A 12,943-nucleotide genomic window follows, 5' to 3' on the forward strand; every position below is an offset into this window, starting at 1 on the left:
GTCCACAGAGGAAACTGGAATGAAGCTCAAAGGCAGTTTCGACGCCAAGCGTCTGCGCCCGCGTGAACCGCGTAACTGGGGTGCGCGTATTGCCGCCGGCCTGTCGGCCCTGATCGCCACGCTCGGCGTGTTGCTGGCCATGGCCGGCATCGCCGGGCTGCTCGGCAACTACCCCGCCCTTGCCGAACTCAATGCCAACCGCCCGCTGGCCAGCATCCTGGCCGTGGCCGGGCTGTTGCTGCTGTACCTTGGCGTACGCTTCTGGCGACGCAGCCGTATCCGCCTGCGCCGCGGGCGCGAGCTGAACCTGTCGCCGCACCTGATGAAAAAGCATGATTAGTGGTTTGTGCTGCGGGCCTCTTCGCGGGTAAACCCGCTCCCACAGGGACGGCGCAACACTCAACCTCGATGCAATCCTGTGGGACCGGGCGTGCCGGCGAAGAGGCCGGTACTGACGACGCAGGGTTGATCGCGTAAACTACGCCGCCCACGTGGAGGCACCATGCAAGACGACGATTTTTCCCTGTTCAGCGCCGAAGTGCGCGGCGTGAAGCCGATCAAGCACGACCGCGCTGACGTGGGCAAGCCGAAAACCGACCGCAAACAGCTGGCCGGCCTGCGCCAGGCCGCTACCGTGCGCAGTGACCAGACCCTGGTGATCGACGGCCTGTCTGATCAGTTCGTCATCGACGTGGGTGCCGAAGACGAGCTGATGTGGCGCCGCGATGGCGTACAGGAAAGCCAGATCCGCAAGCTCAAGCTGGGCCAGATCGCCTTCGAGGGCAGCCTCGACCTGCATGGCATGAGCGTGGAGAAGGCCCGTGAAACCCTGTGGGCCTTCATCGCCGAGGCCACTCAGCTGGAAGTCCGCTGCGTGCGGGTGACCCACGGCAAGGCCGCGCGCCTGGACGGCAAGCGCCCGATGATCAAGAGCCACGTCAACACCTGGCTGCGTCAGCACCCGCAAGTGCTCGGATTCACCTCGTGCCAGGCTCGCCATGGCGGCACTGGCGCGGTGTATGTGATGCTCAAGCGAACCATGATGGAAGGCCGCGACGAGTAACGCCGTGCTTGCAGCGCCGCGCGCGGCGCCGTACCCTTCATTTTTGCGATTTTTCCCACAGGTAGATACATGTCCCTGGAACAGAACTACACCGAGATCCTCAGCCAACTTGGCGAGGACGTCTCCCGTGAGGGCCTGCTCGACACGCCCAAGCGGGCTGCAAAGGCCATGAAGTACCTTTGCCGCGGTTACGAGCAGACGCTGGAAGAAGTCACCAACGGCGCGCTGTTCACCTCCGACAATAGCGAGATGGTGCTGGTCCGGGACATCGAGCTGTATTCGATGTGCGAACACCACATGCTGCCTTTCATCGGCAAGGCTCACGTCGCCTACCTGCCCAAGGGCAAGGTCCTGGGCCTGTCGAAGGTGGCGCGCATCGTCGACATGTTCGCCCGCCGCCTGCAGATCCAGGAAAACCTCAGCCGCCAGATCGCCGAGGCCGTGCAGCAGGTGACCGGCGCCGCAGGCGTGGCGGTGGTCATCGAGGCCAAGCACATGTGCATGATGATGCGCGGCGTGGAGAAGCAGAATTCGACCATGCTCACGTCGGTGATGCTGGGTGAGTTCCGTGAAAACGCCTCGACTCGCAGCGAGTTCCTCAGCCTGATCAAGTGATCGGCGCACGATTCGAGCCGGCCCCCAGGGGTCGGCTTTTTCATTTCAGGAGTAGCCCATGATCGTCAAAGCCCTGCGGGTCGGCCTCGGCCAGCTCATCGTGTTCGGCGACTGGATCAGCCGCCCGGCCAAGCGCAAGCGCGATGTGGCGGCCCAGGCGCGGGTCGAGCAAGAGGCCAAGGGCCTCGCGCTGTACCAGTTCCATGCCTGCCCGTTCTGCGTGAAGACCCGCCGCACCCTGCACCGCCTGAATGTGCCGGTGGCGCTGCGTGATGCCAAGAACGACGACGTGCATCGCCAGGCGCTGCTCGAAGGCGGCGGCCGGGTGAAAGTGCCATGCCTGCGCATCGAAGAGGCGGGCAAGGTGACCTGGATGTATGAATCCAAGGCCATCATTGCCTACCTGGACAAGCGCTTCGCGTAAGCCCTGCGCGCCCCATGTGGGAGCGGCCTTGCGTCGCGAAAGGGCCGCAGAGCGGCCCCAGGATTCCAGCAGCGGTGCCACTATTGCTGGGGCTGCCTTGCAGCCCTTTCGCGACGCAAGGCCGCTCCCACAGGGGCCGGACCTGCCTTACTCGACCATCGGCACATGCCGCGGATGGCTGGCCACCCGCTCAAGCCAGGCGCGCACCGCCGGGTAATCAGCCAGGTCGAACCCGCCCTGATGCGCCACATGGGTGTAGGCATACAGCGCCACATCGGCAATCGAGTACTGGTCACCAACCAGGTACGGCGTCATCTGCAACTGCCGCTCCATCACCTTCAACGCCTTGTAACCGCCCTTGTGCAGCTTGCGGTATTCCTCGACGCGCTCGTCTGGCAAGCCCAGGTAGAACTGGATGAACCGTGCCACGGCAATGTACGGCTCATGGCTGTACTGCTCGAAGAACTGCCACTGCAACACCTGGGTGCGCAGGCGCGGCTCGCTAGGCAGGAATTCGCTGCCGTCGGCCAGGTAGTTGAGGATGGCGTTCGATTCCCACAGGCAGGTACCGTCCTCGAGCTTGAGCACCGGTACCTTGCCGTTGGGGTTCATGGCCAGGAACTCTGGCGTTTCGGTCTCGCCCTTGAGGATATCCACCGACTGCCATTCATACGGGCGGTCAAGCAGGCTGAGCATCAGCTTGACCTTGTAGCAGTTGCCTGACTGGTAATCACCATACACCTTGAACATCGCCCGTCCCCTCCCATGCAGTTTCAAAAATTCGCCCAATAGTTGGCGACTGTACGGCTAAAAGCAATGCCTGCTGTATGGCAAGGATCAATTCGGCCCGCGTTAGTCTGAAAAAACTGCTTACACCTGGACAAGGACCCAACCCCATGACCGATGCCACCTCCGCGCGCCTGCGGCCCCTGGCAGACTCTTCCCCGTCGGCGGTCGTCGCCGGCTTCATCGCCATGCTGACTGGCTACACCAGTTCGCTGGTACTGATGTTCCAGGCCGGCCAGGCAGCCGGCCTGACCAATGCGCAGATTTCTTCGTGGATCTGGGCGCTGTCGATCGGCATGGCGCTGTGCAGTATCGGCTTGTCGCTGCGCTACCGCACACCGATCACCGTGGCCTGGTCGACACCCGGTGCGGCGCTGCTGATCACCAGCCTGGGTGGGGTCAGCTACGGCGAGGCCATCGGTGCCTACATCACCTGTGCGGTGCTGGTGGTGATCTGCGGCCTGACCGGCAGCTTCGAGCGCCTGGTCAAGCGCATCCCGGCGTCGCTGGCCTCGGCCTTGCTGGCCGGCATCCTGTTCAAGATCGGCAGCGAAATCTTCGTGGCCGCCCAGCACCGCACGCTGCTGGTGCTCGGCATGTTCTTCAGCTACCTGCTGGTCAAGCGCCTGTCGCCGCGCTACTGCGTGCTGGCCGCCTTGCTGGTGGGCACGGCATTGTCCGGCGCCCTCGGCCTGCTCGACTTCAGCGGCTTCAAGCTGGAAGTGGCGACCCCGGTGTGGACTACGCCAAGCTTCTCGCTGGCCGCGACCATCAGCATCGGCATTCCGCTGTTCGTGGTGGCCATGACCTCGCAAAACATGCCTGGCGTGGCCGTGTTGCGCGCCGACGGCTACCAGGTGCCTGCCTCGCCGCTGATTTCAACGACGGGCTTGGCTTCGCTGCTGCTGGCCCCCTTCGGCTCGCACGGGGTCAACCTGGCGGCGATCAGTGCGGCGATCTGCACCGGGCCGCATGCCCATGAAGACCCGGGCAAGCGCTATACCGCGGCGGTGTGGTGCGGGATTTTCTATGGGATTGCCGGTACCTTCGGCGCCACCTTGGCGGCATTGTTCGCGGCGTTGCCGAAGGAGCTGGTGCTGTCGATTGCGGCGTTGGCGCTGTTCGGTTCGATCATGAACGGGTTGACCGTGGCCATGAGCGAGGCACGGGAGCGGGAGGCGGCGCTGATCACCTTCATGGTGACGGCTTCGGGGTTGACCCTGTTCTCGATTGGTTCGGCGTTTTGGGGGATCGTGGCGGGGGTTTTGACCTTGCTGATCCTCAATCCGCGCAAGGCCTGAAGATTTTCTGCTGCCTATGCTGGCCTCTTCGCGGGTAAACCCGCTCCCACAGGGATATCACTGGACCTGAGGTCGGTGGCATACCTGTGGGAGCGGGTTTACCCGCGAAGAGGCCAGTACAGGCGATCACAGCCTGAAGTGGCCGACCATGCCCTTGAGGTCATTGCCCAGCTGCGCCAGTTCGATACTGGACCGGGCATTGTCCTGCATCGCCAACGCCGCCTGATCGGCACTGCCGCGGATCTGCGTCACGCTGCGGCTGATCTCTTCGGCCACCGAGCTCTGCTGCTCGGCCGCCGCCGCAATCTGCTGGTTCATCTGCTGGATCAACGACACCGCCACCGCGATGCTGCCCAGCGCGCTCTCGGTCTGCAGCGCATCGGCCACGGCCAGGCGCACCAGCTCGGTACTGCCGCGGATCTGCGCCACCGACTGCTGGGCATTGCCGCGCAGGCTGGCCACCAAGCGCTCGATTTCCTCGGTCGACTGGCGGGTACGCCTGGCCAGCGCCCTTACCTCGTCGGCCACCACTGCAAAACCACGCCCCTGCTCACCCGCCCGGGCGGCCTCGATGGCCGCGTTGAGCGCCAGCAGGTTGGTCTGCTCGGCCACGCTCTTGATCACCTCCAGCACATCACCAATGGTGTGGATCTCGGCACTCAGGCTGTCGATGCCAGCGCTGGCGGTGTCCGCTGCCGTGGCCAGTTGCTCGATGCGCTGCATGCTCTCGCGCACCACGCGCTGGCCAGCGTCAACCTTGTCATCGGCGGCCTGCGCCGCCTGTGCGGCTTCTTCGGCATTGCGTGCCACATCGTGCACGGTGGCCGTCATCTGCTGCATGGCCGTGGCCACCTGCTCGGTCTCCTCCTTCTGGCTGCCGACTTCGCGGTTGGTCTGCTCGGTGACCGCCGACAACGCCTGGGCGCTGCCAGCCAGTTGCTCGATCCCCTGCTGCAGGCCGCTGACCACGCCAGACAGCCCAGCGGCCATCTGCTGCATGGCCTGCATCAACTGGCCGACTTCATCGCTGCGCGGCGCCTCGCTGTCCAGGCTCAACTCGCCGGCGGCAATGCGCTGGGCTCGGCCGATCACGCGCTTGAGCGGGCCGACCACGGCGCGGGTGATCAGCCAGGCGGCGAGCACACCCACCAATAACGCCAGCCCGGTGGCCAGGGCGATGGCCAGGCGGTTGCGCGCCAGCTCAGCCTGCATGGCTTGCTGATCGACGGCATAGGCCTGGTCGACCCGCCCGGTGACCTGCTCGGCACGCGCCTGCAGCTGCGCCTTGATGCCTTGCTCCTTGCCCAGCAGGTCGGTGTATTCGTTGAGCTTGTCGGAGAAGCTGGCAATGTGCCCGGCTACCTCGCCGAGCACACTCTGGTAACCCGCATCCCCGACGGTGGCCTTGAGCTGCTCGACCAGCTGCGCCGCTTCGACCGTCTGGGCGATGCGGCCTTGCTCCCCCTCCTCGCCCTTGCGGCTCTTGTCCAGGCGCACCCGCGCTTCGTCCATGGCCTGCAACATCAGCCGCGACACCTGCGCCACCTGGCCCGCCTGCTCGAGGAACTCGCCACCTTGCTGGCCCTGGGACTGCTTGAGGGTGTAGGTGCCATCGTCGGCCAGGCCGGCCTGCAACACATCGAGGTTGTTGGCCACGCTGGACACCGACCAACTGGCCATGTCCAGCGCCAGCTCCTTGGCCTGTACCGCTTCGACGAAGGCTTCGAAGGCTTGGCCGTAAGCCGCCAGGTCAGCCTCGGCCGCCGCCAGTGCTGGCAGGCTGCGAGCGCGCTCGGCAAGGTTTTGCAGGCCGCTGCGCAAGGCCTCGGCCTCCTTGATGTCGGAGCGCAGGGCAAAGGCCTGCTCGTGCTGGCGCAGCCGCAGCAGGTCGGTATTGACCTGGCCCAGCTGGCGCAGGCCGTCGAAGCGCTGGCCAACACTGTGCAGCGCCGCGATACCGATGGCCGCCACCGCGACGGTCAGCAGCAACACCAAGGCGAACCCCAGGCCCAGTTTACGGGCCATGCCCAGGTTGGCCAGAACACCGTGCCTGCTCGTCGCCATCGCCGATCCCCCTTCATCGTGCAAGGTTTTGCCGTGGGCCAAGCGTGGCAACGTTATTGCCCTGCTCACAAGGGGGTGAAGGGAAAATGGTGTCAAATGGCTATGAGCGTGTCGCGATCAGCTAGCTGAAGGTCGCCCTGCGTGCTGAAGGAAGCCCTGGGCGCGGGTGTCCTGCCCGTAGGCGACATTGATACGCAGCCAGTCGCTGCCAGCGCCCTGGTAGTCGAAGGCGCTGCCCGGGGTCAGCAACACCGCATGCTCCAGCGCCAGGCGCTCAAGGCTGGCGAAGTCACGCCCAGGCACCCGCGCCCAGACGAACATGCCGCCATACGGCTCGCAGAACACTTGCCAGCCGTACTGCTCCAGCTGCCCGAGCAATTTGGCCATGTGCTGGCCCAGCCGCACCCGCAGGCGCTGCACGCTCTTGCGGTAGCTGCCGTTGGCCAGCATCTGCCCGACCACCTGCTCGGCAAAGCGCGAGGTGCCAATGCCACTGACCATCTTCAGTTCGGCCAGACGCGCCAGCAGCGGCGCATCGGCCACCAGGTAGCCGACCCGCAGCGAACTGCTCAGGGTCTTGGAAAAGCTGGCCAGGTAGATCACCCGCTGCTCGCTGTCGAGTGTGGCCAGGCGGGTGGCCGGGCCTTCCTGGAAGTCGGCGTAGATATCGTCCTCGATGATGCGCAGGTCGTGCTCGCGGGCCAGCTCCAGCAGGCGATAGGCAACCTTGGGTGCGAGGCTGGTGCCGGTGGGGTTGTGGTACAGGCTGTTGGTGAACAGGCAGCATGGGCGGTGCTCGGCCAGCACGCGTTCGAGCACCGCCAGGTCAGGGCCGGCCGCCGTGCGCGGTACCGGCAGCATGTGCACCTGATGCTGGCGTAACAGGTTGAAGAGGTTGTAATAGCCAGGGTTTTCCACCAGCACGGTGTCGCCGGGCCGCAACAAGGTCCGCACCAGCAGGTCGAGGCCATGGCTGGCACCCTGGACGGTGAGGATACGTTCGGGGCCGGCAGCGATGTCCAGCCGTGCCAGGCGCTTGTGCACGTGCAGCCGCAGGCTGGCCAGCCCCAGCGGCGGGCAATAGTCGAACAGGTCCTGGGGAGTGCCGCGGCTGACCTGGCGGATCGCCTGGGCCAGTTCGACGTCTGCGCGCCAGCTGTTCGGCAGCCAGCCGCAGCCGAGCTTGAGCAGTTCGTCGTGGCCTTCACGGAACTGGCGCCAGCTGCCATCGCCTGCCTCGCCCCAGACCGGCGGATTGTCGCTTTCCAGGGTGACTTTGCGCTCGGCAACGAAGAAGCCAGTGCCATGGCGCGCCTCCAGCCAGCCGCTGGCGACCAGGCGGTCGTAGGCTTCGATCACGCAGGAGGCACTGATTGACTGGTTGCGGGCCAGGCTGCGGATCGACGGCAGGCGGGCCCCGGGACGCAGGCGCTGCTGTTCGATCCAGGCCTGGAGTTCTTCGGTGAGTTGTTGCACCAGTGGGGTGGGCCTTTGGCGGTCGAGGGTGAAGTGCATGGCGGCGGGTGTTCGCTTATTTTGAGCGAACAGTTAAGCACAAATGGAGCTTGGGTGTGCCTTGTTGGGTGTTTGCCCTGAGGGCAATGTCTCCTGAAATGGCCCTTTCGCGGGTGAACCCGCTCCCACACGTACAGCGCAGACGGTGGAATCTGTGTGGATCCTGTGTAAGCGGGTTTACCCGTGAAAGGGACGGAACAGACAACCCGAGAACCAGGATCGTACCCAATGCCCTCGCGTCACTCCCCCGCCCTGCTGGCCTTCGCCCTGTGCCTGATCACCCTGGCCGTCAACCTGCAGGCCCCGCTCTACATCACCTACGCCGACCTCTCGGGCCAGGGCGCCGCTGCCACCGCAGTGGCCTTCTCCGGCTACGTGCTGGGCGTGCTGCCGGTGCTGCTGGCCCTGGGTGGGCTGGCCGACCGGGTCGGGCGACGGCCACTGATCCTCGCCGCGCTGGTGCTGTCGATGATTGCCACGCTGCTAATGCTGTTTGCTCCAAGCCTGCAAACCCTCGGCGTGGCACGCTTTTTCCTGGGCCTGGGCACCGGCCTGGCCTCGGCCACGGCAACCGCCTACATGACGGAACTGATGGGCGCCGACACCAGTGCCCGCGCTGCCAACTGGGTCACCGCCAGTACCTCACTGGGCTTTGGCCTGGGCGCAGCGCTGACCAGCCTGTTCCTGCTGCGAGGCCCGAGCCTGACGCCCGGCAGCTTCCACCTGCAGTTGCTGCTGGGCGCAGTTGCCGTGCTGCTGGTCTGGCGCTTGCCCGACCCGCGACCGGCACAACGCAGTGCCATGCTGCGCCTGCCCTGCTACCCCCGAGGCAGCGTGGTCTATGGCCTGGCCATTCTGCTGGCCTGGGCCTGCGTCGGGCTGGTGATCGCCCTGCTGCCCGGGATCCTGCGCCAGCACGGCCAGAGCGCCTGGTCGGGGTTCTCGACATTCTGCGTGATCAGTTGCGGCCTGCTGTTCCAGCCGCTGGCCAGGCGTATGTCGAGCCGCGCGGCCACCTTGCTGGGCATGGCAATTTTGCCGTGCAGCTATGCCTTGCTGGCCTGGGGCGCCGACAGCGGCCGCCTCTGGGCAGTGCTGGCCGGCGCGGTGGCGGCGAGTAGCGCCTGCTACGGCTTCATCTACCTGGGCGGGCTGGCGGCGGTGAATGAAATGGCCGGCGCCGAAAAGACCCGCGCCAGTGCGGGGTTCTTCCTGCTGGCCTACCTGGGCTTCAGCGTGCCGGTGATCCTGACCGGGGTGCTGAGCGACCACCTTGGCTCAGGCGTGGCCTTGCTGGGGTTTGGTGGGGTGCTGCTGGCCGGGTGCATGGCCGTTGCCGCGGCGTTACCAGGTGCAAGGCAAGGCGTACATCAGCCGAGCAACCCGTAACGTTTCGAGTCACGCAGGGTGGCTGCACAAGAACGCCTGAGGCGCGCGGCCGTGGATAAGCGTCTCGGCCTGATCGAGGCTGATCTTGGGGATGACCGATGCGGGGATCTTCGATGTGGCAGACAGGTTGTAGACGGCGAAGTGCTCGTTCACAACCCGATCGGCCATCAGCTTCAGCGAGGGCAGGATGCGCCGCTCAAATGACTCGTCCAGGTGACAGCGCGAAACCGCCTGGCCGGGTTCTTCATAGAAGCGCCCTACCGACTGGTCGAGGTCCACACCCACCAGGAAAACCTGATTGAAGCCCAGGTGACAGGCGAGCTGCAACGCCGCATAAGCTACCGTACGCGCATCGAAAAACCCCAGCGAGAGATCCTTGCTGAAGCCTACCGAGCGCGAGCGGCTACCCCATAAGGTACGGCTGCGCACCAACATTGGCTCGGTATTGAACAGGGATTCTTGCAGGCTGGCGCGGGTGGCCTTGGCCAATGGGAAAACCTGCGCCTTGGTCGGCACCGGCAACAGACCGATTTCATCCGGCCAGATCGCCAGGCGCTGACTGAGCCGTAGCGCCTTGGCGTAAAGATCAGGTTGCTGCTGCGCAAACCCAGTGTCGGTGCACACATAGAAATACGGGCGCACGCCATGCTCCGCGAACATCGAAATCGCGCCATTGACGGTGATCATCGGCACGCCGGCAAAACGCTGCAGTGGGAAGCCTTTGGCAGAGGCCCCCGAGGCCACGATGAATACCGGCCCTTCGGCTACGCCCCGGCACGCCTCGAAATCCAGTATCGAGGCACGGCAGCCGGGCTTTTGGGCGCTGACTGTCTCCATGTCGCTTTCCAAAACCAGAACAGCCAGAGTATATACAGCGAATCAGCAAACCGGCTATACACGGGCCGTACCGCCTGCCCCCGGGGAGGCTCAGATCGCGGTAGCCCCGCCATCCACCGTCAGGCTATGCCCGGTGGTGAACGCCGCCCCGTCACTGCACAGGTACAGCACCGCACTGGCAATTTCCTCGACCTTGCCGATACGCCCGACCGGGTGCATCGCTGCGGCAAATTCGGCCTTGCGCGGGTCGGCCTCGTAGGCGCGGCGGAACATGTCGGTGTCGATCACCGCCGGGCACACGGCATTCACCCGGATACCCTTCTTGGCATACTCGATGGCCGCCGACTTGGTCAGGCCGATCACTGCGTGCTTGGAGGCGGCGTAGATACTCATCTTTGGCGCCGCCCCCAGGCCCGCCACCGAGGCGGTGTTGACGATCGCTCCACCGCCCTGGGCCAGCAACAGCGGCAGCTGGTATTTCATGCACAGCCACACGCCTTTGACATTGACGCTCATGATCGCGTCGAACTCGGCCTCGCTGCCCTCGGCCAGGCGCCCCTGTTCGATTTCGATGCCGGCATTGTTGTAGGCATAATCGAGCCGGCCATAGGTTTCGATGGCTCGCTCATGCAGCTCGCGCACCTGAGCATCCTGGGTCACATCACAGGCCACGAACAGCGCCTCGCCACCCGCCTGGCGAATCAAGGCCACCGTGGCCTCGCCACCGACCGGGTCGAGGTCGGCCACCACCACCTTCAGGCCTTCGCGGGCAAAGGCCTGCGCCGTCGCCCGGCCGATGCCCGCCGCGCCACCGGTGACCAGGGCTACCTGGCCGGAAAAGGTCATGCTCATTGTCTGCTCCTGAGGGGAATGGATGGGCTCAGAGTCTAGTCAGCCCACCGCCCGGCTGGGCAGCATCATCAGGGCAACGGTTGGGCTACCATGCTTAGCAGTGATTTTGCGGACCAACCTGCATCAGCAGGTTAAATTGACCGCTGCGCCTCATTGCCCATAAGGAACCTGCCATGACCCAGACCAACCGCCGCTTCCTGCTAGCCAGACGCCCGGTCGGCGCCGTGCGCCGTGACGACTTCACCTTCGAGACGGTACCCGCCGAAGCCCCCGCCGCCGGGCAAATCCAGGTGCGCAACCTGTACCTGTCGCTGGACCCGGCCATGCGCGGCTGGATGAACGAAGGCAAGTCATACATCCCCCCCGTGGCCCTTGGCCAAGTGATGCGCGCCCTGGGCGTCGGTGAAGTGGTCGCCTCCAACCACCCGGACTACAAGCCCGGTGACCACGTCAGCGGCGCCCTCGGCGTGCAGGACTACTTCACCGGCGAGCCCCAGGGCCTGCACAAGATCGACCCCAACCTCGCCCCACTGCCCCGCTACCTCTCGGCCCTGGGCATGACCGGCATGACCGCCTACTTCGCCCTGCTCGAGGTCGGCCAGCCCAAGGCCGGCGACACCGTGGTCATCTCCGGCGCGGCCGGCGCGGTCGGCAGCATCGTCGGCCAGATCGCCAAGCTCAAGGGCTGCCATGTGGTCGGCATCGCCGGTGGCGCGCAGAAATGCCAGTACCTCAAGGACGAACTGGGCTTTGACGGCGTGATCGACTACAAGGCCGAAGACGTGCTGGCCGGCCTCAAGCGCGAATGCCCCAAAGGCGTCGACGTGTACTTCGACAACGTCGGCGGCGACATCCTCGACGCCGTGCTCACCCGCATCAACTTTAAGGCGCGCATCGTCATCTGCGGCGCCATCAGCCAGTACAACAACAAGGAAGCCGTCAAAGGCCCGGCCAACTACCTGGCGCTGCTGGTGAACCGCGCGCGCATGGAAGGTTTCGTGGTGATGGACCACGCCAAGGACTACGGCAAGGCCGCCCAGGAAATGGCCGGCTGGCTGGCCACGGGCAAGGTCAAGAGCAAGGAGGATGTGATCGAGGGGCTGGAGACCTTCCCCGAGACGCTGCTCAAGCTGTTCAGCGGCGAGAACTTCGGCAAGTTGGTGTTGAAGGTGTGAGTCTGTAAGATTGGCTATCGCCACTGATACCAGTGACTGGGATTTGCAGAGTAGACCATGATCAAGATCACCCCCACCATCGAGTGCTCCAACACCGCCCCGTTCGTCCTCTTCGGCGGCATCAACGTGCTCGAGTCCGAGGACCTGGCCCTGACCGCCTGCGCCGAGTACGTTCGGGTTACCGAGAAACTGGGCATCCCTTACGTGTTCAAGGCCAGCTTCGACAAGGCCAACCGCTCCTCGATCCACTCCTACCGCGGCCCGGGCATGGAAGAAGGCCTGCGCATCTTCGAGAAGGTCAAGGCCGAGTTCGGCGTGCCGATCATCACCGACGTGCACGAGATCTACCAATGCGCGCCAGTGGCCGAAGTGGTCGATGTGCTGCAGCTTCCGGCGTTCCTGGCCCGTCAGACCGACCTGGTAGTGGCCCTGGCCAAGACCGGCAAGCCGGTCAACATCAAGAAGCCACAGTTCCTCAGCCCGTCGCAGATGCAGAACATCGTGCACAAGTTCAAGGAAGCCGGTAACGACCAGCTGATCCTGTGCGACCGCGGTACCTGCATGGGCTACGACAACCTGGTGGTGGACATGCTGGGCTTTGGCGTGATGAAGCGTACCTGTGACGACTTGCCGATCATCTTCGACGTGACCCACGCCCTGCAGAACCGCGACCCGTCCGGTGCTGCTTCCGGTGGACGCCGCGAGCAGGTGGTCGACCTGGCCCGTGCTGGCATGGCGGTTGGCCTGGCCGGGCTGTTCCTGGAGGCTCACCCGAACCCGGACCAGGCCAAGTGCGATGGGCCGAGCGCACTGCCGCTGGACAAGCTGGAGCCGTTCCTGATGCAGATCAAGGCGCTGGATGACCTGATCAAAGGCTTCCAGCCGTTGGTTATTGCCTGAGTCGGCGGAGCATGAAAAAGGG

13 protein-coding genes and 1 pseudogene are annotated in these 12,943 nt (G+C 64.9%); 8 read left to right on the top strand and 6 right to left on the bottom strand.

Going from position 1 to position 12,943, the window contains the following annotated elements; genetic code table 11:
• Nucleotides 1-19 precede the first annotated feature (19 nt).
• The 4 genes from L6D64_RS14010 to L6D64_RS14025 all read left to right on the top strand — a co-directional run bounded on the left by L6D64_RS14010 (nt 20) and on the right by L6D64_RS14025 (nt 2,102).
• The gene (locus L6D64_RS14010; RefSeq protein ID WP_176507334.1) at nt 20-340 is read left to right on the top strand and encodes a hypothetical protein; all 321 of its coding nucleotides are present in this window, start codon (nt 20-22) and stop codon (nt 338-340) included.
• Between the two features lie 162 nt (nt 341-502).
• On the top strand, nt 503-1,063 hold the full coding sequence (locus L6D64_RS14015) for a Smr/MutS family protein (protein ID WP_060479984.1): 561 nt from the start codon (nt 503-505) through the stop codon (nt 1,061-1,063).
• A 69-nt stretch (nt 1,064-1,132) separates the two neighbouring features.
• On the top strand, nt 1,133-1,678 hold the full coding sequence (gene folE / locus L6D64_RS14020; RefSeq protein WP_103449647.1) for a GTP cyclohydrolase I FolE: 546 nt from the start codon (nt 1,133-1,135) through the stop codon (nt 1,676-1,678).
• 58 nt (nt 1,679-1,736) lie between these two features.
• Nucleotides 1,737-2,102, top strand: a complete 366-nt coding sequence (locus tag L6D64_RS14025) for a glutathione S-transferase N-terminal domain-containing protein (RefSeq protein WP_176507335.1) — start codon at nt 1,737-1,739, stop codon at nt 2,100-2,102.
• Nucleotides 2,103-2,249: 147 nt separating this feature from the next.
• Here L6D64_RS14025 and L6D64_RS14030 read toward each other — a convergent pair whose 3' ends face one another.
• Nucleotides 2,250-2,852 carry a glutathione S-transferase family protein gene (locus tag L6D64_RS14030; protein ID WP_176507336.1) on the bottom strand — a complete coding sequence of 201 codons (603 nt, stop codon included), beginning with the start codon at nt 2,850-2,852 and terminating at the stop codon, nt 2,250-2,252.
• A 146-nt stretch (nt 2,853-2,998) separates the two neighbouring features.
• Here L6D64_RS14030 and L6D64_RS14035 point away from each other — a divergent pair, with 146 nt between their 5' ends.
• Entirely contained in the window at nt 2,999-4,189 is a 1,191-nt protein-coding gene (locus tag L6D64_RS14035; RefSeq protein WP_176507337.1) for a benzoate/H(+) symporter BenE family transporter, read from the top strand.
• Between the two features lie 126 nt (nt 4,190-4,315).
• Here the strand turns inward: L6D64_RS14035 and L6D64_RS28535 are convergent, their stop codons facing one another.
• The 3 genes and pseudogenes from L6D64_RS28535 to L6D64_RS14045 all read right to left on the bottom strand — a co-directional run bounded on the left by L6D64_RS28535 (nt 4,316) and on the right by L6D64_RS14045 (nt 7,768).
• On the bottom strand, nt 4,316-5,197 hold the full coding sequence (locus L6D64_RS28535) for a methyl-accepting chemotaxis protein (RefSeq protein WP_371858380.1): 882 nt from the start codon (nt 5,195-5,197) through the stop codon (nt 4,316-4,318).
• Nucleotides 5,177-6,253: pseudogene (locus L6D64_RS28540) on the bottom strand (HAMP domain-containing protein); the annotation flags it as partial. The gene L6D64_RS28535 and the pseudogene L6D64_RS28540, both read right to left, overlap by 21 nt.
• Nucleotides 6,254-6,370: 117 nt before the next feature.
• Nucleotides 6,371-7,768, bottom strand: coding sequence for an aminotransferase-like domain-containing protein (locus tag L6D64_RS14045; RefSeq protein ID WP_176507339.1), 1,398 nt, complete (start codon nt 7,766-7,768; stop codon nt 6,371-6,373).
• A gap of 228 nt (nt 7,769-7,996) precedes the next feature.
• Between L6D64_RS14045 and L6D64_RS14050 the strand changes: the two genes are divergently transcribed.
• Nucleotides 7,997-9,157, top strand: a complete 1,161-nt coding sequence (locus L6D64_RS14050; RefSeq protein ID WP_176507340.1) for an MFS transporter — start codon at nt 7,997-7,999, stop codon at nt 9,155-9,157.
• A 9-nt stretch (nt 9,158-9,166) separates the two neighbouring features.
• Here the strand turns inward: L6D64_RS14050 and L6D64_RS14055 are convergent, their stop codons facing one another.
• Complete coding sequence (locus L6D64_RS14055; RefSeq protein ID WP_176507341.1) at nt 9,167-9,994, bottom strand: lipopolysaccharide biosynthesis protein; 828 nt, start codon at nt 9,992-9,994, stop codon at nt 9,167-9,169.
• A 90-nt stretch (nt 9,995-10,084) separates the two neighbouring features.
• On the bottom strand, nt 10,085-10,846 hold the full coding sequence (locus L6D64_RS14060) for an SDR family oxidoreductase (RefSeq protein ID WP_176507342.1): 762 nt from the start codon (nt 10,844-10,846) through the stop codon (nt 10,085-10,087).
• Nucleotides 10,847-11,019: 173 nt separating this feature from the next.
• On the opposite strand from L6D64_RS14060, the gene L6D64_RS14065 reads away from it, so the two are divergent.
• On the top strand, nt 11,020-12,021 hold the full coding sequence (locus tag L6D64_RS14065; protein ID WP_176507343.1) for an NADP-dependent oxidoreductase: 1,002 nt from the start codon (nt 11,020-11,022) through the stop codon (nt 12,019-12,021).
• A gap of 57 nt (nt 12,022-12,078) precedes the next feature.
• On the top strand, nt 12,079-12,921 hold the full coding sequence (gene kdsA, locus L6D64_RS14070; protein WP_054886636.1) for a 3-deoxy-8-phosphooctulonate synthase: 843 nt from the start codon (nt 12,079-12,081) through the stop codon (nt 12,919-12,921).
• Nucleotides 12,922-12,943 lie beyond the last annotated feature (22 nt).

The organism is Pseudomonas urethralis (assembly GCF_021602465.1).
Lineage (GTDB): Bacteria > Pseudomonadota > Gammaproteobacteria > Pseudomonadales > Pseudomonadaceae > Aquipseudomonas > Aquipseudomonas vlassakiae.

Bases quoted from the DNA above. Each gene is read 5' to 3' on its own strand.
- L6D64_RS14010 (WP_176507334.1), top strand. From the start codon at position 20: ATGAAGCTCAAAGGCAGTTTCGACGCCAAGCGTCTGCGCCCGCGTGAA.
- L6D64_RS14015 (WP_060479984.1), top strand. From the start codon at position 503: ATGCAAGACGACGATTTTTCCCTGTTCAGCGCCGAAGTGCGCGGCGTG.
- folE (WP_103449647.1), top strand. From the start codon at position 1,133: ATGTCCCTGGAACAGAACTACACCGAGATCCTCAGCCAACTTGGCGAG.
- L6D64_RS14025 (WP_176507335.1), top strand. From the start codon at position 1,737: ATGATCGTCAAAGCCCTGCGGGTCGGCCTCGGCCAGCTCATCGTGTTC.
- L6D64_RS14030 (WP_176507336.1), bottom strand. From the start codon at position 2,852: ATGTTCAAGGTGTATGGTGATTACCAGTCAGGCAACTGCTACAAGGTC.
- L6D64_RS14035 (WP_176507337.1), top strand. From the start codon at position 2,999: ATGACCGATGCCACCTCCGCGCGCCTGCGGCCCCTGGCAGACTCTTCC.
- L6D64_RS28535 (WP_371858380.1), bottom strand. From the start codon at position 5,197: ATGCAGGCCATGCAGCAGATGGCCGCTGGGCTGTCTGGCGTGGTCAGC.
- L6D64_RS14045 (WP_176507339.1), bottom strand. From the start codon at position 7,768: ATGCACTTCACCCTCGACCGCCAAAGGCCCACCCCACTGGTGCAACAA.
- L6D64_RS14050 (WP_176507340.1), top strand. From the start codon at position 7,997: ATGCCCTCGCGTCACTCCCCCGCCCTGCTGGCCTTCGCCCTGTGCCTG.
- L6D64_RS14055 (WP_176507341.1), bottom strand. From the start codon at position 9,994: ATGGAGACAGTCAGCGCCCAAAAGCCCGGCTGCCGTGCCTCGATACTG.
- L6D64_RS14060 (WP_176507342.1), bottom strand. From the start codon at position 10,846: ATGAGCATGACCTTTTCCGGCCAGGTAGCCCTGGTCACCGGTGGCGCG.
- L6D64_RS14065 (WP_176507343.1), top strand. From the start codon at position 11,020: ATGACCCAGACCAACCGCCGCTTCCTGCTAGCCAGACGCCCGGTCGGC.
- kdsA (WP_054886636.1), top strand. From the start codon at position 12,079: ATGATCAAGATCACCCCCACCATCGAGTGCTCCAACACCGCCCCGTTC.